Source organism: Solitalea canadensis DSM 3403, from assembly GCF_000242635.2.
Classification (GTDB): domain Bacteria; phylum Bacteroidota; class Bacteroidia; order Sphingobacteriales; family Sphingobacteriaceae; genus Solitalea; species Solitalea canadensis.
Window position 1 is genome coordinate 1019627 of sequence record NC_017770.1, and the last position, 20354, is coordinate 1039980.

Annotated in this window: 26 protein-coding genes; all 26 read right to left on the bottom strand. The window is 39.3% G+C overall.

The window, feature by feature from the left end; genetic code table 11:
• On the bottom strand, positions 1-396 hold the full coding sequence (locus SOLCA_RS04125; protein ID WP_014679187.1) for a M15 family metallopeptidase: 396 nt from the start codon (positions 394-396) through the stop codon (positions 1-3).
• A complete protein-coding gene (locus tag SOLCA_RS04130) occupies positions 380-769 on the bottom strand; it encodes a hypothetical protein (protein ID WP_014679188.1) in 390 nt (129 codons plus the stop codon). Before SOLCA_RS04130 ends, SOLCA_RS04125 begins: the two co-directional genes overlap by 17 nt.
• Positions 770-772: 3 nt before the next feature.
• Positions 773-1714 carry a DUF6712 family protein gene (locus SOLCA_RS04135; RefSeq protein WP_014679189.1) on the bottom strand — a complete coding sequence of 314 codons (942 nt, stop codon included), beginning with the start codon at positions 1712-1714 and terminating at the stop codon, positions 773-775.
• A 6-nt stretch (positions 1715-1720) separates the two neighbouring features.
• Entirely contained in the window at positions 1721-3076 is a 1356-nt protein-coding gene (locus tag SOLCA_RS04140; protein ID WP_014679190.1) for a hypothetical protein, read from the bottom strand.
• Positions 3076-3366, bottom strand: coding sequence for a hypothetical protein (locus tag SOLCA_RS04145; RefSeq protein WP_014679191.1), 291 nt, complete (start codon positions 3364-3366; stop codon positions 3076-3078). The genes SOLCA_RS04140 and SOLCA_RS04145 overlap by 1 nt, the downstream gene beginning before the upstream one ends.
• Before the next feature lie 276 nt (positions 3367-3642).
• Entirely contained in the window at positions 3643-5292 is a 1650-nt protein-coding gene (locus SOLCA_RS04150; RefSeq protein ID WP_014679192.1) for a hypothetical protein, read from the bottom strand.
• A complete protein-coding gene (locus SOLCA_RS04155; RefSeq protein ID WP_042479269.1) occupies positions 5270-5875 on the bottom strand; it encodes a hypothetical protein in 606 nt (201 codons plus the stop codon). The genes SOLCA_RS04150 and SOLCA_RS04155 overlap by 23 nt, the downstream gene beginning before the upstream one ends.
• Positions 5862-6542: a hypothetical protein gene (locus tag SOLCA_RS04160; protein WP_014679194.1), complete on the bottom strand. Its 681-nt coding sequence runs from the start codon at positions 6540-6542 to the stop codon at positions 5862-5864. Before SOLCA_RS04160 ends, SOLCA_RS04155 begins: the two co-directional genes overlap by 14 nt.
• Positions 6543-6614: 72 nt before the next feature.
• A complete protein-coding gene (locus SOLCA_RS04165; RefSeq protein ID WP_014679195.1) occupies positions 6615-6818 on the bottom strand; it encodes a hypothetical protein in 204 nt (67 codons plus the stop codon).
• A gap of 12 nt (positions 6819-6830) precedes the next feature.
• Positions 6831-7379, bottom strand: a complete 549-nt coding sequence (locus tag SOLCA_RS04170) for a hypothetical protein (protein WP_014679196.1) — start codon at positions 7377-7379, stop codon at positions 6831-6833.
• Between the two features lie 14 nt (positions 7380-7393).
• Positions 7394-7711 (bottom strand): hypothetical protein, encoded by a 318-nt coding sequence (locus SOLCA_RS04175; protein ID WP_014679197.1) that lies wholly within the window; start codon positions 7709-7711, stop codon positions 7394-7396.
• Positions 7712-7726: 15 nt separating this feature from the next.
• Complete coding sequence (locus SOLCA_RS04180) at positions 7727-8647, bottom strand: hypothetical protein (RefSeq protein ID WP_014679198.1); 921 nt, start codon at positions 8645-8647, stop codon at positions 7727-7729.
• 33 nt (positions 8648-8680) lie between these two features.
• Positions 8681-9946 (bottom strand): S49 family peptidase, encoded by a 1266-nt coding sequence (locus SOLCA_RS22120; RefSeq protein ID WP_014679199.1) that lies wholly within the window; start codon positions 9944-9946, stop codon positions 8681-8683.
• Between the two features lie 83 nt (positions 9947-10029).
• The gene (locus SOLCA_RS04190) at positions 10030-10503 is read right to left on the bottom strand and encodes a hypothetical protein (protein ID WP_014679200.1); all 474 of its coding nucleotides are present in this window, start codon (positions 10501-10503) and stop codon (positions 10030-10032) included.
• 102 nt (positions 10504-10605) lie between these two features.
• On the bottom strand, positions 10606-11061 hold the full coding sequence (locus SOLCA_RS04195) for a hypothetical protein (RefSeq protein WP_014679201.1): 456 nt from the start codon (positions 11059-11061) through the stop codon (positions 10606-10608).
• A gap of 941 nt (positions 11062-12002) precedes the next feature.
• Positions 12003-12926 carry a DUF4238 domain-containing protein gene (locus SOLCA_RS04200; protein ID WP_014679202.1) on the bottom strand — a complete coding sequence of 308 codons (924 nt, stop codon included), beginning with the start codon at positions 12924-12926 and terminating at the stop codon, positions 12003-12005.
• Positions 12927-13022: 96 nt separating this feature from the next.
• On the bottom strand, positions 13023-13424 hold the full coding sequence (locus tag SOLCA_RS04205; protein WP_014679203.1) for a hypothetical protein: 402 nt from the start codon (positions 13422-13424) through the stop codon (positions 13023-13025).
• Between the two features lie 328 nt (positions 13425-13752).
• The gene (locus tag SOLCA_RS04210; RefSeq protein WP_014679205.1) at positions 13753-14004 is read right to left on the bottom strand and encodes a hypothetical protein; all 252 of its coding nucleotides are present in this window, start codon (positions 14002-14004) and stop codon (positions 13753-13755) included.
• Between the two features lie 108 nt (positions 14005-14112).
• Positions 14113-14433 (bottom strand): hypothetical protein, encoded by a 321-nt coding sequence (locus tag SOLCA_RS04215; RefSeq protein ID WP_014679206.1) that lies wholly within the window; start codon positions 14431-14433, stop codon positions 14113-14115.
• Complete coding sequence (locus SOLCA_RS04220; RefSeq protein WP_014679207.1) at positions 14408-15070, bottom strand: hypothetical protein; 663 nt, start codon at positions 15068-15070, stop codon at positions 14408-14410. Before SOLCA_RS04220 ends, SOLCA_RS04215 begins: the two co-directional genes overlap by 26 nt.
• Positions 15071-15075: 5 nt before the next feature.
• Positions 15076-15933: an HNH endonuclease gene (locus tag SOLCA_RS04225; RefSeq protein ID WP_014679208.1), complete on the bottom strand. Its 858-nt coding sequence runs from the start codon at positions 15931-15933 to the stop codon at positions 15076-15078.
• Positions 15926-16600, bottom strand: a complete 675-nt coding sequence (locus tag SOLCA_RS04230; protein WP_014679209.1) for a hypothetical protein — start codon at positions 16598-16600, stop codon at positions 15926-15928. The genes SOLCA_RS04225 and SOLCA_RS04230 overlap by 8 nt, the downstream gene beginning before the upstream one ends.
• Positions 16601-16658: 58 nt before the next feature.
• Positions 16659-16844 (bottom strand): hypothetical protein, encoded by a 186-nt coding sequence (locus SOLCA_RS04235; protein ID WP_014679210.1) that lies wholly within the window; start codon positions 16842-16844, stop codon positions 16659-16661.
• A 40-nt stretch (positions 16845-16884) separates the two neighbouring features.
• Entirely contained in the window at positions 16885-17115 is a 231-nt protein-coding gene (locus SOLCA_RS04240) for a hypothetical protein (RefSeq protein ID WP_014679211.1), read from the bottom strand.
• The gene (locus SOLCA_RS04245; protein ID WP_042479280.1) at positions 17116-17310 is read right to left on the bottom strand and encodes a hypothetical protein; all 195 of its coding nucleotides are present in this window, start codon (positions 17308-17310) and stop codon (positions 17116-17118) included.
• A 2-nt stretch (positions 17311-17312) separates the two neighbouring features.
• Complete coding sequence (locus SOLCA_RS04250) at positions 17313-20192, bottom strand: hypothetical protein (protein ID WP_014679212.1); 2880 nt, start codon at positions 20190-20192, stop codon at positions 17313-17315.
• Positions 20193-20354: the final 162 nt, after the last annotated feature.

Consider the following 20354-nt stretch of genomic DNA (forward strand, 5'->3'; position numbering starts at 1 on the left):
TTACTTCCAATCTTTCAGTTCAAAATGAGGGTAATCTTTAAAGCTGGTAAACGTGCCACCCCACCTAACATCGTTTCGCTTGTTCGCCAGTAATGTTGCGAACTTTTTAAAAAGCTCCGGATTCCAATCCAATAAATTACCTGGTTTAACGAATGCGATATCGAAGGCTCGTGCCGGCAAAAAGTTATGCGGGCTTTGACCGGCTTTGGCATTCGTAACGATTTTACCAGGCTTTGTTCTTCCTTGTGCGTACAAATCATTTTGTTCTTCATTTGATCTGTGCGTACAGGTTAAGATTGGTTGCGGATCGTTTGGATAATGCTTTTTAAAATCCTCTGCAGCATTGGTAAATGCAATCTGCAGGCGTACATCTAAATCCTTAATGTTTTTCCCCATCACTAAACCCTTTCACTATTTTCTCTTTAAGTATTTTGTTTTCTTTTTCCAGGTATGAGATTCGATCAGATAAACTCTTACGTTCTTCCAGGAACAAAGTGATCTGTTTCAGATATTCCTTTTCTCGTTCCAGAACGTCTTTCAATTGATCTTCAAGGCTTTTAATACGCTCATCCGAAAGCTTTTTATCTTCTTCACGCTGTTTTTGCAGATCGATGACGAATTTTTGATAGTTTTCAATAACCACCCCATCGGCTTCAGCACTGGCTTTTCTGGCATCGGCTTTATTTTTCTGCTGATAGAAGATTGCGGTAAAAATTGAACTGATTGTCCCACCACCAAAAATCCCAACTACTAATTCAATCCAATTCATTGTTTATACTAAATAAAACCCGCTGTCGCTGTTAATTGAGCTGTCGGTGGTCACCGAAGCCGGTTTGATAAGTTCCAATATTTCATCCATTACTTCGTCCGCCTTTGCCGTATAGGTTGCCTGGAATTCTTCCAGTACCGAAGGATCCGGACGGTAAGCACGAATAGTACTTTCACTGGAGGTAAATTCATTAATTAAAATGGAGTCATTGCGTAGTTCCACGGACAGCACCTGAGCAGCGTCTGCAGTAGTCATAAAGGCAACGGCCCGTTTTATTTTTGGGAGCAGCTTTTTATCTGCATCCGTTAAGGCATTATTATTTCGACGCTCCAGCAAAGCAGCTTTTACATCGGCTCCGATTCTTTTGGTTAACCAGGTTTCTTCCACTGAACCCATTACCGGCAATAATGCCATAAAGGTTATTCTGGATGATCGGATATTAACGAACCTGGTAAACTCTTTGGCTGAGGTAATAAAGAATGAAATGGTTTCCTTCCTGGCTTCACTGTTTTTGTATTCAGGAAATTCATCCAGGTTAGCTTCCAAAAACTCCATGGTTTTTTCAATGAAGTTAAATCCACTATCAGAAAGCTGCTGCGAGATCTTGTGAAGTTTTGCATCGCTGATCGGCTTCCTGTCGCCGGTTGAAATCACATAAACACCGCTATCCGAAATATGGATTGCTCCAAAGGGCAGGTACTTCATTACAGCCAGATAAGCTACCGCCTTTTGAGAAAGAGAAAGTAGGCTTTTTTGTAGAGGAGTTGCTGCAGCACCAGACTCATAGATCGTATTTAACGTGTCAACTAACTCGAAACCCAAAACCGAAGTAAGAATATCGGTTTCAACTTCATTGATTAGCGAGCTAATTGAATCAAATTTGAGTGTTTTATCTAAGCCTGGAACCAACGATCTAAGCTCATCACTTGTTTTTATTATAGGCATAATGTTCTAATTAATTTGTTCAACAGCAGTTCCCTGTCCCTTATCCAATGTTTCCAGTTTCGCCTCACGGAAACGCCATGTTAGCCCTTCAATGCGTTCGGTCCATCCGTTGTAATCACTGATGAAATTCAAAGGCTCAAGTATTACATCTCTATAAGGTTGCAGCAATGCAACGTAGATGTTAAAGGCAATCCGTTTATCTGATCCGCTGCCGGCTCCCATATTCCTTCCTGGACCGGCACCAACCAACGTAGCATCTAATCCCATTGCCCGCATTAGGTGAGCACTGGCTTCCTGGCTATCTTCGATGTAGGCGCCTTCCTTCAATTTATCTTCGATCGGAATGATCTCCCAACCATGCATTTTTTCTCCGCTTGCACTAGTGGCATACTCACTCATAAAAGCTTTACCTGCATTTTCAACATTGGTAAGAAACTTATTCATCTCATCAAGCTTTTGCTTTTTGAGAGCCTTGCGTTCTTCCATGGTCAGATTATTCCAATCTTTACCCATTAGTTTTGCATATATCGGCCAGAAAGAAGCAGGAATCCGAATGTGATATCCGATTGCTACCTGATGCTTCATTAAAGCCACTTTAAACTTTGGAATGGCTGCCGTTACTGCATACCACTCGCTTGCAATGAAGCCGTGCCAATGGACTATCTGATAAAATGACTTGCCTGGTGTAGGATAGCTGATAGGATAGATTGCTGATTTATCGGTAGATTCTTTAAAGTTTTCAACCCGGTCAAAATCATAAGGATCTATTGCGGTAAACTTAAGCGTCTCTTTGTCTGAAGCTTTTGCACCTTTACCGAACTGAGCATTTACATAAACGTTTGGGCAGATCCCTTTTTCATTCATTTTGCTCCAGCGGCTATAAGACGCTTCCTGAACAGCTATCTGAACGATTTTATCACCTTTGACATTTTTGATTATTTGGGGAAATACATTGAAGAACCAATAAAAATCCACTAACGCCTCAAGTAAATAGCGATTAAGGTTGGATTTGCACATGAACGTTCTAATCTCCGGATCATTGACAGGAGCAAGTACTTCATTTCCATTCTTATCATATCCAGTTATCTGACAAGGGTAAACGCCACGCGCATAAGTAGCCCTGACTTTAAAGTCAATAAGACTGGCTATTTCGGTGTTTTTTTCAGCTGCTTCAATTACCTGTTGAGGAAAATCGTTATTCTCTCCCCATGGAGCAATTTCTTCGCTGCTGTTAGTATCTTTTACTTTTGGAGAGGAGGAACGCTGCGTGGGGCGGACAGCTTCATCACTCTCCATGAATACTGTCATTTTGGCCCCAGCTAAATACGCAACGTCACCCTCAATCAACACTTTATCACTCATCACAAAATCACCCTCTCTCCATTAAATTCAAAAATCAGCAAGGCGTGAACCTTACGTATTTCATTAGTGCCAAGCACTTTTATATTCCTGGTAAAGTTTCCCCAGTGATTGGGGTTTTTAACAGAAGAATGCGAGCTGCTTCCTCCCACAATCACAGCGTTATCCATCCACACACGTTCGCCACCGGTTCCTTTCCTCATATCACAAGTAACAAACCCAACTGAAAACGGCACCGAATTTCCCATCTCATCACGCGTATCCATCGCACTTAAAACATCCGCAACTCGCATAAAACGAAGATGCTACAACATGTTAAAATCAAAAAGGACACAGAAAAGGAGTAAAGAACGATGTTACAGCTTGTTCAAAAAATATTTAGCTAACGTTTTATTAGTTAGCGGGTTAATGCTGTTAAATTAAAAAAATGCTTTCCTGGTCTGACAGTTACCCACGCCACGCACTATCCGAAAAAGGCAATTGCCATTCAGGATTTTGCGATATATGAAAAAGCCCGACCGGTTTGTAACAGTCAGGCCATCTTGCTAAACTTTAATTAACTTTTACGATCAGATCATCATTGCATCCAGTTCCGGATCCTTAATGCCCAGATGCTCTGCGAACTTACCAATGTAGAGTGTGTCACCTGCATCACTACCATGGGTAGTTTCAGCCTGGTCAATGTAAGTCTTTCCCTCATCACGTTTATCTTTCTCAAAGCCTTTGCTTCCCTGTCGTAGCTTTGCCTGTTGCATAGATATCAGCAAGAACTTGCAATTGCTTTTATTGTACCTTACCCGTTTAATGGTCGGATCATCTTCCATGTGTAGGCGGCCAAATAGTTCATACTTCCATTGGTGTCCCGGAGCCTGCCCAATGTAATACTCATTAACCGTCCATCCATACTCAGTTAATTCATCAATCCACACCTGAGCATAGTTGAAGTTATCTGTTGCGTTAGTGCCGACTGCAGTATGATCAAAGTAGTAGTTAACCACTTTACACCGATGGTATTTATAGTACTCGTTAAAATCCTTGGCCAAATCCCTTAAACGCTTTGGATGCTTTACAAATAGTGCATTTAGGTATTTGTACACATACGGGTGATCCTGACCGATCACGCACCAGTTAATACTTGAACCATAATCCAGGGCAACATCAATCGGTTTGTTTTTAAGCAGGTCAGCATCTTTCCTGCAGTCATTAATAATTCCCTTTGGGAGGTATAGTTCAAGGCCGTCTACATAATCATAATCAATACTTTCATAAGTATGAACATCGACATCCAAATGAGGATAGAAACCGTTATCAACCGTAATGATCCGCTTGTTTAAGATTGCAGTATCAAATACCAGTTTTGGTAAAGTCCGCTTCATTTGGCGAATGAACTTTACACCCAATGCTTCAATGTTGTCCAGGGTGGATGCATCAGAAAAATACACCGATTCAAAGCGCACTTCAGTGAGTAGCTTTTCATACTTGCGGATCTGATCAACCAGGCGTTTACTGGTGTTGCCCTGCTCTTTTAATTTTTTCTTCAGGTTAATGATCTCTACCTGCAGCGAAAGCATCAGGCTGATCTGCTCCTGATCAACTTCATTCTCTTTATCCAGAATCCATTTTGCCTCAACTGAGGTAGGCATGTCGGTACAAAACAATAAGGAGTGATGCTCGGGAAGGTTACCAAAGTGTTGCGTATTACCGCGGTTAGTAGGTAAGAGCTCCTCATCCAATTTTTTCTTATTCAGCAGTTTTGCCTCATCACCTATGATCCAGTCAATAGACAAACCGTTTGAACTCCCAGGACGATCCTGCGAAACCAAACGGATCACGGTGCCATTATACCAATAGATACAATATTCCGGAGTTTGCGGTTCATATAGGGGAGTAGGAACACCTTTAGGAGGTCTTTTTCGAACCCAGTAATGCACACCGTGTATGTAACCCATTCGGGCCCAACCGGCCATCACTGCAGGCAATGTTCTGTCCAGGATCTGCAGATAGGTAGCACCTACAAATATACCTGAACTACGAGGCATTGTATGAATGTTATGCACGGATCTAGGTGCAATCAGCCCCTCACTTTTTCCTGTTCCACGTCCCCAGACTGCATATTCTTCATGTGCCCGGATTAAGTATGATCGTAGTTGTGGTTTGTTGAAATGCAGCTGCTTTTTAAACAGACCTGAGTTATGATCAAATAATTCCTGTTTCTCCATCTGTATCACCCTCACCGATCACGTCCACATCTTCAGCTAATTCATCAATTGCTTTTTTCTTTGCTTTCTCTTTCAGGAATGAAGCAACAACTTTTTCCAGGTTTTCGATTTTTGGAACATTTAAAGAATCCGGTATGTAACCGATCTCAATAACATGCTGCTGCAGATCTTCATAGTTAGGAATATCGCTGTCATCCTTATCCATTCCCTGTATTAAAGCTGCAACCTTTAACACTTTTCCAACTGTCTCCGGATCATTATTGGTAAATGCCATGGCAACCGCTTTATGGAGCCATTCCAGGTATACACCCCTGTAATATTCTTTGGTATCTCGATTTTGTAAACCAAAGAATCGTTTAGTATTCATTAGATCCAGGCGCGCTGTACTTTTAGAAATACGGTACTGAGTTACCAGGTGATCAATAACATCCTTATCCGACTTGTAAGAATGCCGGATCAAATCATTTGCCTGTTCCCATCGTTCCAGTATTTCACGTTTTGTTTCTGATAAACGATCAACAGTACCACTTAAATAGTGCACCATTAATTCGTCAAATTCCGTTTGAGGTTTAATTTGCCTCAATAGCGTTTTGTTGACCCTGATATCCATCTAACTCTCCTTTACTCAATAGTTGATCAATACGCTCCAATTCCTTTATATTTTTATCTAAAGCAGCCTGAACTCTCTTTTTTGCTTTTTCATCTTTAGCCTTTTGCAGCTTCGATTTTTGCTTTGAAATATTCGATCGTAGATTCAGCTGTTTAGCTTTTAATTCGACTTTACTGATACTAATCAATTCTTTGCCCTGGCCCTCATCCGGAAATTCCCCGTTTTCATCGAAGTAATCCAGTTCAGTCCAAATGGCCTGTTTTTCCCTGTTTAGTAAAAGGATTCGTTCTGCTACATTCTTTAACTGATCACCTTCCGCCAGTATTTCCAGATAAGGTTTTAACTGCGCCATTTCACTCCAGATCTTTTTGCGTTTATTGAGTAGCTCCAGGTACTTTAATGGTTTTCCTGTAGGATCCTTTTCTTTCTGATCAGGTGTTTCAATTAAATGATCGGTCTTTGCTTCAGGCTCTGCTTCAGCAAGCTTTTGAAGTTCATCTATCAGTCGTTGACTGTTGTAATGATCAATGCCTGCAGCAAACATTTTCTTCAGGAAATTATTTGCTCCATGCTTTTCATAAAGCTGAACACCTGTAGCGTAATCCCGATCACTATTCAACCATGTTTTTATCGGTGACATAATCCTTTCTTACAAAAACAGCGTGCGGATATGTTCGCACGCTGTTTTACAAATACATCAATCAACTAACCTTTATTCACTTTTGCCGGCAACTTTCACTGCTTTAACTTCCACTCGTTTTAAATGAGCGAAGTTGGCGTTTACTAATTGTTCGGCATCGTATTCGGTAAGTTCGTTAAGGTTCACCTGGCCCACGCCTGGTACAAAGTACCGGTTGGTGGTGGCTCCCTCAATTCTGAACTTTTCCTTTAAAGGTTCCGGTAATTCAATTTTCATTGTTTAGTCCTCCTATGGTGCTGGTGTTAATGGAACTGCTGCAGTGTAGATCGGTGCAGGCGTTCTGCTATTGCAGCTGAACTCAAATGCAGCATGTTTTAATGATTCAATCGTTTCTCCGGTATCAGAACTACCACTGTTCAGTTTTGCAGGAAACTCTTTGGATCCTACAATACGAACGTTACCGTCTGTTTCAGGCACCAGGAACACCATGTTTCTGTTAGCTGTCAAACGCTGAAACGCTAAGATCTCCGCACGGTTAGTAGGGTGGGTGAACTTAAGGGTTACCTTAAAGCTTTTACCATCCCTTTCGCCAACAGCTTCGGATTTCACACCGTTCTTATCAACCGTACAATACAGGGTTCTGAACGCTTTGGTAGGCTTCATTACGATTGCAGTTGCAATCGTTACAAGATCCTCCATATTAGCAGCCAGGTCCAGGCTTTTGACGGTTGGCAATGTTAAAATATCAGCCAGTGGAGCATAATAAATATGTTGCTGAACACCACCGGCATTATCAGCACCATCGGGATGCAATACATCCGTTAATTCAATTGCCATCGCACAAATCCTCCTTACTCAACAGGCTCCAATACGCCTGCTTCCATTTTTACCAATTCAGCAACCAGTTTACTATTGGTAGTAAGATCTGCAGCCGTGTATTTTTTACCTTCTACTTCAAAACAAGGGATTACAACCTTGTATTTCTTTTTATCAAAAGAAACGGTCGGCAATGAAGATGCTGCAGCAGCTACTTCTACATTCTTGTTTTTTAGGTCTGCAATCACATCTGCAGCACCGTCCAACTCTCCCTGCTTAGCAGAAAGATCGCCTTCAAGCTCTTTAATACGAGCCTGAAGTTGTTCAAATTGTTCGTTTGTTAATTCTCCCACAATAAATCCTCCTCACTAAACTTGATCGTTTACTTTAATTGCCTCCAGGTCACGGATCTGAAAACCGATTCCAAAAGCAATACCTACTTGCATTGTCCACAAGGCAGGAACCGTGTTGATTTTGTTTAAATCACTTAACAGGTCACAACCTAAAAGCAGGTTCTCTTTTGGTGTAGTGATCAAACGCGATGAAGTGTTCATCCAGGTAACCGGTTTAAGTACTCCTTTACGAGATGATCCATCAATGTAACCATAGCCACCATCCGGAACTTCCATGTATTTACCGTACTTTTCGCGGTAGTCTTCCTGGTACTTGTCGTACGAGTTGAACGAACAGTATAGGTTCGCGCCGGCCTTACGGTAGGTTACTGGAAGCGATTTCCACATTTGCTCAAATTTCGATACAGCGTTGGTGTTGGTGATCGCACCGGTTACCACTGGAACCAAATTAGTAGCTGTAATTTCATCAGCGATCAGTTTAGCAAAACCGGTTGCAATATCAGCTGCAGTAGCTCCAGCTGCATTGTACACACCATTGTAAGCTGTACTGTCGTTGATCTCAGCTGCAAGTTCAAGCATTACCTGGTTCCAAACGTATTCCGCAAACGGAATATCTTCAGGATTAACGCCTGGCTTCATTACCTCACTCATCCAGCTTTGGCGGTATTTGGTTGGCGAAATCAATAATTCGCGTTTACCCATTCTTACCACCAAATCACGTCCGCTGTATTCCAGGGCATCACCTGCAGCTTCAAAAACGTCGGTAAAAGGTTTAGCACCCGCTAAAACTTTCAACTTGGTTAATTTCAAGGTATTTTTAATACCAGGATAAACAGTGATATCGTTTGCGATATCCAGGCTGTTTATTAATGTTGAGAAAAGCTTTTTCTCATACTTTCCGGCATAGGCGGAAAGCTTGGTTAAATTTGGATCCATCCCTTCTTATCTCCCTCACTTAATAATTAATATTTATTTACCTTTTAAGGCTTGAATCTCCAGATCGTACTCGGTGACAAAATCATCCTTAGTTTCAGGAGTGGTAATTTCACTTTTGGAATCCTTAGGAGTTCCCCCTACAGGCTCTGCAGGTTTATTCTCAAGCTCTTTAATTCGAACATTTGCTGCAGCGAGCTTTTCAGTAAGATCCTTTGTTTTATCATCTGACTCTTTACCCGCTTTGCTATATTCTTCATAGGCAGTGGCACTGATTAAAACAGCGTTAATACCTTCTTCCTGCAGCTCTGCATTTGCTTCCTGCAGCTGCTCTTCCAGGACCTGTTCAGCCTTAATGTTTTTAAGAGCTGAGATTTTTTTAAAACCACTCATATTTTCGTTTGAATTAGAAATTTGTTTGTTTTTCAGTTCATCCAGGCGATCAACAACAGCCTCGATAGTAGAGATGCCATCAATCAAACCCACTTTTATAGCTTCTTCAGCTACATACATTTTGCCGGTAAATGGATTGTCATGTTTAAGGTTCAGTTTTCCGGATCTGTTCTCCTTAATCACCGAAATAAACTGATCGGCAATGAAGTTCAGATCATCCTTAACAGCTTCGTATTTACCTTTCAGTGCATCCCTATGATCTTTGTTTTTGTCCGGAGACCTGTCCGAGTAAATCTCATGAAGAACAATTCCCCTGGCTTCATAGGATTTTGTGAAATCGGCCAACGTGGTGTATACTCCAATGCTGCCTGCTGTGTCGGTTTTCTGCATTGCATAGATTTCATCAGCTGCAGAACCAATCCACATTGCGGCACTAGCCATCATACCGTCATCAATAACAGCGATTACAGGCTTTGAAGCATTTTTAATGGCATCAGCAAGTGTTGCCGTACCATCAACCTGGCCACCAGGAGAATCAATTTTTAGTAGAATGCTTGAAATATTAGGAGATGCATTCGCTCGATTGATCATATCAGCATAATCGACAGATCCTAATGAGCAATTGCCGTACTTAGTGATCGGACCGGCAATACTGATCATTGAGATAGATCCTTCCGGTACGTCATTAAAGTTGGTATACGATCTTGTTTTTACGACAGTTCTGCCGGCCACATTGATAAGTACTGTTTTAGGAGCTTCGTCCACGCCACCAGCATAACGATCATCCAGCAATACCGGCTTACCTTCCAGTAAAGCGTCAACTAGTAGTAAATGCGAATTTGCCCAGGCTTCATCTATTAACCATTTGCCTCGTAATAAGGCCGATATTAGTTTAAAACCATTATTCATCCCTCTCCTCCATAAATCCCATCGTTTAATCCAATATTTAAGAACTCAATATTAAATAGCTTAAAATCACGTAAAAAGGACGTTTATAAACCGGCCAGGTAATGCCGGCTTTTGTAAATACAATCTCCGTTGAAGGATATCCTGGTATTGTTAAGGTCATCAGCCTGATCACCGGTATCAGCATTGATCACAAGCCTCATTGGTTGATGTGGCAGACCTACAATTTTTTGACGGTTATTGGCTGTAGTAACTTTCAGGATAACAGCTTTGCTGAGTAGATCTTCAACTACGGTTTCAGTATCCGGATCATCACCTGGCACTCGTCCGTAAACAGTAATATCAAAGTATTCTCCCTGCTCATTTTCCTTGTAATCTTCTTTTAAGCGCATGGATCCTTGAGTGCATTCAAAAGGTAGCCACGTTTTTCCGGCTTTAAGTCCTATGGAGGTGCTGATGACTTGCCCTGCAGGAATGAAAGTTACATCCTCTGCATACACATATTCGATACTGAGTAATCCGCCCAGGTTTTCACTTTCTTTCAATTTCACTCCGCTCATAAAACAAATGACGTTTAATGAGCTGAAAGTGAAAAGGACACAAAAAAAACCGCAAAAGGGACATTTTGCGGATTTTCGGGACATTTTACGGACTAATTTTTTCTAACTGATAATCAATCTTTTATATCTGTGTTCGTGCCGTTGATGGTATTTTTTCAAATTATCGAAGCTTAAATCCTTATCAAAGCGATATAATTCTCTGAAAAGCTGGATAGAATCAGTGTAGGTACAACCTTTGGCTCCGCACACATGGATCATCATTTCATGTTTGATCTGCTCATCCATAGCATCATTAAATAATACCATATTTTCCGGAGTGATGTGCTGACCAAAGTTTCTCAAATACCAGGTTGGAATAACTACACTTAGGAAAGCTGGATATCCGGCAGGAGGTTCTTCTTTTTTGTGTACCATGGAAACTTTGGGGTAATGCCGGAGCATACTTAGCAGCATGGCAGTCACATAATTTTTAGTAGACACTACAACCAAATTTCCGCACTGGTGCTCAACGAATTTTTTAACGTGAGGCTTAACCCAAATCTTTACAGTAACCGACATAACTTGTTTAACTAATGATAGATTTTGTTAAACGAAAATAGGTTTCATTTTCCTTCAAAACAAGTATACAATATCATAAGTGGGAGATTTTAATAATTACGCAATAACCTGAGTTGTAAAAAACGCTCGAATTTTTTGTGTTTTTGTAACCGTGTATCAATTGTTTGATAGTCAGTAATTTATTGGTTACAACTTGTGAAAAATAGTTTGTAACTGGGTTATAAAAAGTTTGTAACCACTGAGGATATATAATTTAGGTTACAAATATTTTGTAACCTTTAGAATAAGGTTACAAAAAGTATAAATAATTGTAACCGCTGATTCTCAGTAGTATTAAAGTCGTTTTCTTCCTTGGTTACAGAATTACAAAATTTTCGAGTAAAAATAGGTTGAGGGGTTAGGGGAGGAAGAGCCCCCTACGCGAATTTTATTAAGGCATCCCTCGTAACCTCGGGATTGTTGAATTTTTCAGTACGACGAATAGGGGGGCGGCCATAATGATCAGGGTTTTTGTACTACAGAAACATACCTTGCTGATGGGTGTTTTTAGCTGATTTAAGGCAATGAAAAAAGCTCTACGATCGCAAGGCTTTAAATACTGTTTGAGTATGTAGAAGCTTGTTCAAATGGCTAACCGGTAATAAAAAAAAGCTGCAGTAGTGCAGCTCTTTATTTTGTGATCGACCGTTCCTCATACCAAGAGTTTATACAGGGCTTCTCTGTCTCATATCCGCAAGGGCCTTTGAAGTTTTGGCGCTCAACACCGGCACATACAATCTTACTGATCAGTGGCGGTCAACCGGCAAGCTGAGTCATTGGTAAATTACTTGGAGTTATATCACGTTCAAAAGTAATTCTTTATGTGTAAAGCCCTGGGACTAGTCGTTACGCTTTCGATTAGAAGACTTGAAATAAAAGCCGATCTGAGTTATCTGATTTTTTTAGTAGCCTATGTTTTTAATACGTTCAAGCTCAAAGGTGTTTTTTGCAATAATTGTTTTCATTGAAACATTGGCTGAATAATCATTAATTTTTTTTGTAAAATATTCATCGATAAATCGTGGAGTTATTTCTTTTAACATGTACAAATTTTCGTCTGGTATACTATTGGTTATAAAAAGGCAACATTGAGGCGTAATTGGGAAATAATACTCAAACAACCCTCCAAGTCCACCAAAATTAATAATTTGATTATCCTCAGTGATAGTAAAGCCAGGATTGTCTGAAGTAATAAATTCACGTCCTATAGGTGCATAAAGAACAAATATTTTACTTGAATATAAAGTTCTAACTACATTTTTTATTGAATCAGTATCAATAAAACCAGTAAGATAAAGATCATGGATTCCTCTAGGATCTTGTCTAAATCGCTCCATAAATTCATTAATATAATCTGTAAAAGATGCAGACTGGAGGTAATCTTCTGGTGCACCGAAGCTCCGGAACATTGATTTAAAAACTTCTATACGATCAACGTCATTATATGAGTCAAGTACATGTTGCTTTAATATATTGCCGAAAGAAGGATTCCTTCTTTTGATTGTTGCAATTGTTTCCAAAATTAACTTAATCGTTGATTCTCCAATCTTAAAGCTATTAAGAGAGAACTTTGTTAATTCGCTTAAAAATTTTGGGTACTTATTTTCTTGAATTTTGAATGATTCTTTCTCAATATGATCTTCATGAACTCCATATTCACTTAAAGCAAACGGAGTTGTCAAAGTGTACAAATTTGGAGTATAGCAAATCTGAGCACAAGATCTTGAGATGATTTTTTTTCCTTGCTTCGAAAGCGTAAAAACATTCTTTTGAATATTATTGAAGCTTTTTAAATAGCACTGAGGTACGTAATGATGATCTGCCATATGTTGATGTTTTTCAATAGTTGAATGATTTTTGCCAAAATACAAAAAAGCCAGTCTCCACAAAGAAACTGGCTTTTTTTGACCAATGAGAATGACTTACTTATTAGGCTTTACCGGTGTTTGATTGACAAATATGGGGACCTTATTTTCAGTAGGAATGTAGAACACCGCATTTGGATTCTTTTCAATATTATCGATCCACAGCCATTCCAAATAAGCTTTATTGTTCTCCAGAGAACTTCCAATAATCTTGTTTGCTGCAGCAATTCCCTCAGCCCTGATCTGATCAGCTTGAGCGTTAAGTTTTGCAGCTTCCAGGTTAGCCCGGGCTTCTTCAGTTTTTACTTTTTTAGAGTTCTCACTTTCCAGGAATGCTGCTTCTCCTTTATTTTTTGCATCTAATAAGTTCTGTTCTCGACCATAGTCATTGAGCCAACCACATGAACTGAGCGAAACTGTAATTAAGCCGATAATTAATAACAAAATTGTTTTTTTCATAATTGCTTTTTGTTTAAGAATGAACTAAAAATACTGTGGGTTGAAAATGGTAGGAAGGACAGTAAGAGTAAAAAAGCCCGATCAATAATTAAACTGATCGGGCCACATCTACCTATGATTTAGAGGTTGGGAACCTCGTTATAATGCTTGTTTTATTATTTAACGTTTTAAGCCAGTCTTTTGTTACAAATAATCTTTAATTACTCTTGGGGGCAATTACACTCCGGACAACAATAACCGTATATTCTAGCATCAAACCTACAACTACAGCTTTCACATAACACCCATACTTCATGATTGGTAACTTGGTTAGTTGCTGAAATCATCTTTAATTATGTTTGCCTGATTCATTAAGCCAGAAGTTACCCACTTGGTTAAGAAGATTGTCCATTGCCTCAATGGCTTTGTTGTCATCTTCTATAGCTCCGATATCATCTCTCATCAGTAAAAGCATTTGACCACAAGCGCCAAAAAAAGCTCGTTTTGTTTCTATCCTTTGAATAGGAGACATATGTACCTCTTTTAATCCCACTCGCTGTAGGTATAGTTTATATTGCTCATTTAAATCAAATTGTTCCATTTTCGTTCCTTTTATCGTTATTATGTTCATGTTATTTGTGTAAACAACAACCCGCAGTTGAACAACCTAATCACAGTTAATTAATACTGCCGGTGTTATATGTTTTAATTACTGATTTTTATGTTTACCAACCCACATAGACAACCTAACTATATTTCCGTTGCATATTACATCATCAATACAATTCCATTCTTCAAACTCTTGTAGTTTTGTTGCCATTTCATGTCTCAATTGTTTATGAATCTCCTCAATTTTAGCTTTGGGATCTTGGAGCCCACATATCTCATATCTTGCGATTAGCAGTTCACAGGAAATTCTTTTAAACCGAACATCATTACTTAATACTACCGGTTTAGAGATAAAGCTTTTTGTAGGTAGGTAACCTAGTTTTTTGAATAATAGATCAATTAGTTGTTTCAGTTTTTTCATTCTGCAGTTTATTTAAATACACATTAGACATAAGTGCAAAGAAGGCCAGGATAAACCCGGCACCCCAGGCAAATGTTAATTGTTCTAATCTCATTGTCTGTATAATATTATCTAGTGACCGACTTTGTGCTATTACAATCACATTACAAAGCATTTCAATACAAAACGCAATAGCTTGAATTACTACGCGGAGGGTTAAGTTCCCGTCAGTGAAAATGACAGCAATAGGAGTAAGGGTAATGGCAAATGCAACGCAATAACCGGTTGCCGGCGCAATGGAAAACACCTTTCTACTTACTTCTTGTATGGTAAAGAAGCTTGCCGATAGCAACAGCAGCACTAGAATCACCAAAATGATCTTTGCTATATAGCTTACGCTTATCTTTCTCTTTCTTTCCGTCTTGCTTTCCGAGGAAAGTTCAAAGCTGCTATTGCTTTCCTGATCGCATTGAGGAATACGTTCTCTTTCTATAGGAGGAACAACCGGAATGTTTATTGCCTCTTCCATGTGCTGCCTGGCATCTCTACGGTAATTTGTCCACGTACGAGTTGAGAAATTAGGAAAGCGTAATTTTAGTTCGGCTTCAGGTACACCCGCAACCAAAGCTGATACAATTTGTTGTCTGGTAGTTTGCATACTAGTTAATTGGTTGCATATTTTGCCTTAATGGCGTTGGTATCTGTACCAGGTCGAACCCATATTTCCAACTTAGGATTGATTCTGACTTTTATTTTATTCGCTTCTGGAGCTTTTGGTTGTTTTGCTATTGCTTCTTTTTCTTCCTGCTTACGTACCCGGTCAATTAATTCCAGATTGTACTTATTGTCCATCCAGCTTGCGGAAATACGATTTACAGTTTGTCGTCTTTCCTTACTTAATTTCCCTTTTCTCAGAAGTTCAAGATTGGATATATCACAGTTAAGAGGATTGTTGTCAATAAATGCCACAGTAGAAGCAGGCGGCAACTTTCCATAATGTTGTTCCCATAGGAAAACTGATTTCTTTCTCCAGGAACCATTAACCTTGATATGCCATGATGCTATCCCATTGCGAGCACATACCTTCTCCTCTCCATTTTTCGCGCCGTTTACCTTTCCTGGATACCGTTTGTTTTCCTTATGGCGTTCTACTATTGCCCGGAGCATATCAGTTGTTCGCTTTAACCCCAGGAATTTTATTTTCTTCTGAATGGACTTAGAATCAAATATTCTTTTGGTGAGCTTCATTGCATTTAAGTCAGTAGCAAGTTCCAGATTGCCTTTAATACCGATGTTTTCTATAAGGTACTTTTCTTGCTCACTTGTCCAATGAATGATCCTGAATTTCTTCAAGTTCATCCGGTTGAGTTGATGCCTTAATTCCTGGTAAGTTGCCGGATCCTTTCGCATGGTGTTAACCTGAGCAAGGAGTTCTGCAAGCGTTAGCCTGTGGAAATACTCACGCAAAAACTTTTTTTGCGTGGTATTCCATATCGTTTTGTTTGGCGCATAGTTAGGCATGTTCTAAGCTTTCGGGTTTACCAGTTGTACTTAATACCTTAAACTTTATTACCCAAACCCACGGGTTGGAAATCCAGGACTCTTTTCCATTAATTTTAACCCAAAGTGATTTGAATGATAGAACAGGATTTGTATAATAAGTGTCTCCAAAATCACTAACTTCTGTTTTCGCCTCATAGTCCTTATATATATCGCCGTCGCAGTCTTTTTTTATTTCAATCCCTTCTGTAATTGCGTCATGTTCTGAAATATCATGTAAATGCTCAACTCGTAGATCTGTTATTTGTAACCAAATACGTGCTGCTTTTTTAGGCATGTGAATGGATGGCTTCCAGTTGTGTCCACAAGATCTTAAATCAGTAGCTCGATAAACAAACGGTACTTCTTTTGCACCCCAATTATTCCATGTTTCTCTTACCCAAAGAATATCGCCAACTTTGCCATAAGGACATTTCGGCACAAATTTCTCCAATCCAAAAATATCTTCAAACGTGTAGTTCGTCTTTCCTAATTCAAGGCTTGGTTTTATTACCCATCGATCAGGGGCATTGTTTATATATTCCAATCCCTTAGTTCTTCTGGTTTTAGTTTTTCTTTCATCCAAAATACCTAACACCATTTCGGTGCTGTATAATATTGGTCTTTCTGTTACATTTGTCGTGATCATAACATTTAATGTTAAGGTTTATGCAACGGTTGAGGCAGCACCCTCAACCGTTTTGCGTTTATTGAATTTCTAGCTGTTTAGACTTCTTAATTAAGCTCAAAAGGTGATCTTTATTCATCAAATGTTGCTCTAAACGATCCTTGTCTTCAGGATTCTGATTGTATTTCACGGCTCTTTCAGTGTCTTTTAATGCCTCTAAGAGAACTTCCATTAGTGTCGTGTATTCTTCAATTGTAATTTTCATCTTAGTATGTTATTAAGGGGTTAATTAAAAATGTAAATGATTATAATCGGCCATCATTGGTTTCTACTCGTGTTAATTCACCATTATCAATTTGCTGAATCAGAGTGTCCATGTTAACTTCTATTATAGTTTCCTTGTTTACTTCCAACAGATCAACCTGAGTTGTTTTATAATCCTTTCCCGCTCCGGATCCCCACTTAGTTAGAACTACAAACAATCGGTTGGTTTTGCTAATCCATCGGCTATACTTTGGTACAACTGTAGTTTTCATCTAGAACAATTTGAATTGAACATTATAGCCCTGTTTAATTAGCTGGCCAACGTAGTACCGGTCCGGCTGAGGTATTTGCTCAAAAGCCGTAAAAGGTAATTCAATAGTCCTTTTTGCTCCATTGATCTCATACTTTTCTTTCAGCCGGCGATTGAAGTAATACCGCTTGTTACTTACATCCTTATTGCGCTTCATAGTTAAAAAGGTAATTTCTCGGGTAATGCTTCAGAGCTGATTTCCAGTTTAGTCTGTATGTAAATCATTTCCTCTGTTTTATCATGAGGTTTTCGGACAATCCGGCCCTGGCCGTTCTGCAGATCTTTTGGATTATAGGTGAATCCATTGTATTTACACCAGGCTTTTAAAGCAGTTGTGAATTTTTGTGTAGTCCACTTGACATTATTATCCTTGATGTAGATTTCCATAGCATCTTTTTTAATGATGAGTTTGTCACGGTTGCTACTTTCTTCACTGAAAAATACATCAGCCCAGGCGTGAAAACTCAGGCCCATTTCCGTTTGTAAATTGCGTTTAGTTACATTGTCCATTGGAGGGTTTATTTTATCGTGATTGAGGTAAAACTGCAGACACTGTGACATGAAATTGTAAAAGTGATTCCATTCATCTTCTGTGAAATCGGTAAACAAGCTTCTGCCAAAATCATCTTTAGGACTACGACTTTCATTGTAATCACTTGTTTCTCCTTGCTCATGGTAATAATCGGAGAATACGGTGTATAGAAGCCGTCTCTCTGTTGATGGATCAATATTTCTCAAAGTGAAATTTGATGTAATGGCAAATTTTCCAACCTTTTCAAATGGGATTGAGTACGGTTGAATGTTTTTAGGGTTTACTTTCAGTTCACCGGTAATGGCATCGAAAAAGAATTTGAAATTCAGGAATTCATCAGCATCATCAATTAACACATAACGATGGTGCTCCGTTAAACCATCATAAATGTGTGGGTTATCTGTTATTTTAGGGTTACGGCCTCCCAAGTAAAAGTTTTTTCGCAAAACTTTTCGAACACCCTTTTCAAATGCAATTGACTTTCCGGAACCTCCATAAGAACCACCATCATCATTGATCCTGTTATCCATTGCAAAGACACACCACGGACGACTTGGATCCTTATAGCGATGCAGAAGATACCCTAAAGAATAGATCTTATTTATAAGGTGCTCTTTTTGCTCCTTTTTTTCTTCAGCAGATAGCAGATCACCGGCAATGTTAAATTTATTCCTTACCAGGTAGTCTTCTCTGAAATCAGCCTTTCTTTTGTACAGTTCGATCTCCAGTTCTTTGCGCCAATGAACTCTGCTTGTTTGAATAAGATATCGGAAGAATAGGCAATTGTCATTGTGAATTTCAATATCCTTTTCTCCGGTTTCAGGATCAGTCTTTACGATAAATAAAGGATCTATCTTTTTAATACGGAACGGAATGACCTCATCCTGCCAAATGAACTTATTGATTTCTCCCGGGCGAAACTCCTCAATACTATTTGCAGTAACCTTCCAGGTTTTGTTTTGGAAGAACAGAAACTGACTTTCACGATCATAATCGGTAAAATCAATCTCCGTCATTGGAAGGTTGCTTAAGGAGTTTTCGCTTAACTGAGTAGAGCGATAGAATGTATTTCGCAAGTCAGTATCCATCTTGCGATCTTCCAGGAATTTGTGAATAAAGTTTTTGATATCATTAGGCTCAACTTCAGTAATGGTATTTCCATCAATTTTTACATAGATGAAACCATTCTTTTTATTCTCTGATTTTAACCGGAAAAAGCCGTTCTTTCCAAAGAAGTTATAAGCATGAACGTTATTAAATGCATACCCCATCTTTTTAAAATTTCCAGAACGATCATATTGAGGCTCAATGTCCCAAAAGCGGTAGGGGAGAGCTGTTTTTACTAAATCAGCAAAATCCTTTTTACCCCAATACCTAAAAAAGTCACGTACATCTTTACATGAGTTTCCACGTAAATCACGCTTCTCTCTAAGAGCTGCCGGTAAAATAATTGTACGGATATCCAGGTATGTTATTGCAAGTTCATGAGCAGTTCTCAAACCGGTTGCATCGATATCCGGAAGATTATAAACCTCATTAGCAATGCGAGTAAGTTGGGCAAATTGATGGCCCAGTAGCTTGGCACTTTCAGAGTTAAGCCAAATTACATTATAACCCAATGCAGCTACGTTCAGGGCATCAGATCCACCCGTTACCAGGATAATTTCCGAAAGTTTTTTAGCTTTTCGTTTTTCCTCTTTTTTGTCTTCAGATTCTTCCTGGTACTGAGCAACGGCCTGCTCATCAATTTTCTGCAGAGCTTCATAGGCTTTCAAACACTGTGATAATCCGTGGATAAAATCCTTTTCCTTCTTCCCATGGTAAATGAATCTCCTACTCTTATCCGGATTGCGAGGTTGATAAATCTTTTTAAAACCTCCTTCATCAATTAGGAAAATGGGGTACTGATCAGTAGACTTAACGATAGTTGCTTTACGGTTTTTTATTACCGTATAAGAGTTTAAGGAATGAAAACGCAGCTTTTTACAAACTGCTGCTAACCGGGAGTATACCCGATCATCATCTACTTTTTCATCTTTTTTCTCTTCAGCTCTGATCGCATCGATTATTTTATCGGCAAAAAGAGCTTTTAAATCAAAATCAGTGAAGCTTCCTTTTGTGTCAAAACTCCATATACCATCTTCTTCTTCAGCTGTTGCATCCCTGTGTTCGATCACTGGCATTAATACAGTTGCAGCCTGGTCAGTTGGGATTACACCAAATCGTTCAGCCAGGATGTTTAGGGCTGTTTTAAAATCGCAATTTTCCTCTAGCATTGCGATCATAATTCCATTACGTGGAATCTGATCATTACCGAAGTCTGTTACCACCCAGTTACCATCAGGCTGTTTTCTTAAGCTGCAGCTTTCGGTTTTTTCCGAATCTCTGACTTTGAATTTCTCCCCTTGTTTCTTTACTGCTTTTTCAGCCTGAGGGTAATAGGAGAGAATAATATTTAAACCACCGCCGGTTGCTTCCAGTATATCTTTTGGATCTATAAATCGCATGCTCATTAGGGTCTCAATGTTGTTTAAGTATTAGTTCGCTGTTAAATGGCAAAGCAAGTAAGCCACAGCGATTACAAAAAAGACAAGGGAAATACCCGGTCGCTTGATAATTATTTGCACGCCTTTTCTGCTTGCATTACCAAAAAAGAGAGCCGTAAATGT

What these genes read in the sequence shown, in the direction of transcription:
- SOLCA_RS04125 (WP_014679187.1), bottom strand. Translation starts at nt 396, where the DNA reads ATGGGGAAAAACATTAAGGATTTAGATGTACGCCTGCAGATTGCATTT.
- SOLCA_RS04130 (WP_014679188.1), bottom strand. Translation starts at nt 769, where the DNA reads ATGAATTGGATTGAATTAGTAGTTGGGATTTTTGGTGGTGGGACAATC.
- SOLCA_RS04135 (WP_014679189.1), bottom strand. Translation starts at nt 1,714, where the DNA reads ATGCCTATAATAAAAACAAGTGATGAGCTTAGATCGTTGGTTCCAGGC.
- SOLCA_RS04140 (WP_014679190.1), bottom strand. Translation starts at nt 3,076, where the DNA reads ATGAGTGATAAAGTGTTGATTGAGGGTGACGTTGCGTATTTAGCTGGG.
- SOLCA_RS04145 (WP_014679191.1), bottom strand. Translation starts at nt 3,366, where the DNA reads ATGCGAGTTGCGGATGTTTTAAGTGCGATGGATACGCGTGATGAGATG.
- SOLCA_RS04150 (WP_014679192.1), bottom strand. Translation starts at nt 5,292, where the DNA reads ATGGAGAAACAGGAATTATTTGATCATAACTCAGGTCTGTTTAAAAAG.
- SOLCA_RS04160 (WP_014679194.1), bottom strand. Translation starts at nt 6,542, where the DNA reads ATGTCACCGATAAAAACATGGTTGAATAGTGATCGGGATTACGCTACA.
- SOLCA_RS04165 (WP_014679195.1), bottom strand. Translation starts at nt 6,818, where the DNA reads ATGAAAATTGAATTACCGGAACCTTTAAAGGAAAAGTTCAGAATTGAG.
- SOLCA_RS04170 (WP_014679196.1), bottom strand. Translation starts at nt 7,379, where the DNA reads ATGGCAATTGAATTAACGGATGTATTGCATCCCGATGGTGCTGATAAT.
- SOLCA_RS04180 (WP_014679198.1), bottom strand. Translation starts at nt 8,647, where the DNA reads ATGGATCCAAATTTAACCAAGCTTTCCGCCTATGCCGGAAAGTATGAG.
- SOLCA_RS22120 (WP_014679199.1), bottom strand. Translation starts at nt 9,946, where the DNA reads ATGAATAATGGTTTTAAACTAATATCGGCCTTATTACGAGGCAAATGG.
- SOLCA_RS04190 (WP_014679200.1), bottom strand. Translation starts at nt 10,503, where the DNA reads ATGAGCGGAGTGAAATTGAAAGAAAGTGAAAACCTGGGCGGATTACTC.
- SOLCA_RS04195 (WP_014679201.1), bottom strand. Translation starts at nt 11,061, where the DNA reads ATGTCGGTTACTGTAAAGATTTGGGTTAAGCCTCACGTTAAAAAATTC.
- SOLCA_RS04200 (WP_014679202.1), bottom strand. Translation starts at nt 12,926, where the DNA reads ATGGCAGATCATCATTACGTACCTCAGTGCTATTTAAAAAGCTTCAAT.
- SOLCA_RS04205 (WP_014679203.1), bottom strand. Translation starts at nt 13,424, where the DNA reads ATGAAAAAAACAATTTTGTTATTAATTATCGGCTTAATTACAGTTTCG.
- SOLCA_RS04210 (WP_014679205.1), bottom strand. Translation starts at nt 14,004, where the DNA reads ATGGAACAATTTGATTTAAATGAGCAATATAAACTATACCTACAGCGA.
- SOLCA_RS04215 (WP_014679206.1), bottom strand. Translation starts at nt 14,433, where the DNA reads ATGAAAAAACTGAAACAACTAATTGATCTATTATTCAAAAAACTAGGT.
- SOLCA_RS04220 (WP_014679207.1), bottom strand. Translation starts at nt 15,070, where the DNA reads ATGCAAACTACCAGACAACAAATTGTATCAGCTTTGGTTGCGGGTGTA.
- SOLCA_RS04225 (WP_014679208.1), bottom strand. Translation starts at nt 15,933, where the DNA reads ATGCCTAACTATGCGCCAAACAAAACGATATGGAATACCACGCAAAAA.
- SOLCA_RS04230 (WP_014679209.1), bottom strand. Translation starts at nt 16,600, where the DNA reads ATGATCACGACAAATGTAACAGAAAGACCAATATTATACAGCACCGAA.
- SOLCA_RS04235 (WP_014679210.1), bottom strand. Translation starts at nt 16,844, where the DNA reads ATGAAAATTACAATTGAAGAATACACGACACTAATGGAAGTTCTCTTA.
- SOLCA_RS04240 (WP_014679211.1), bottom strand. Translation starts at nt 17,115, where the DNA reads ATGAAAACTACAGTTGTACCAAAGTATAGCCGATGGATTAGCAAAACC.
- SOLCA_RS04245 (WP_042479280.1), bottom strand. Translation starts at nt 17,310, where the DNA reads ATGAAGCGCAATAAGGATGTAAGTAACAAGCGGTATTACTTCAATCGC.
- SOLCA_RS04250 (WP_014679212.1), bottom strand. Translation starts at nt 20,192, where the DNA reads ATGCGATTTATAGATCCAAAAGATATACTGGAAGCAACCGGCGGTGGT.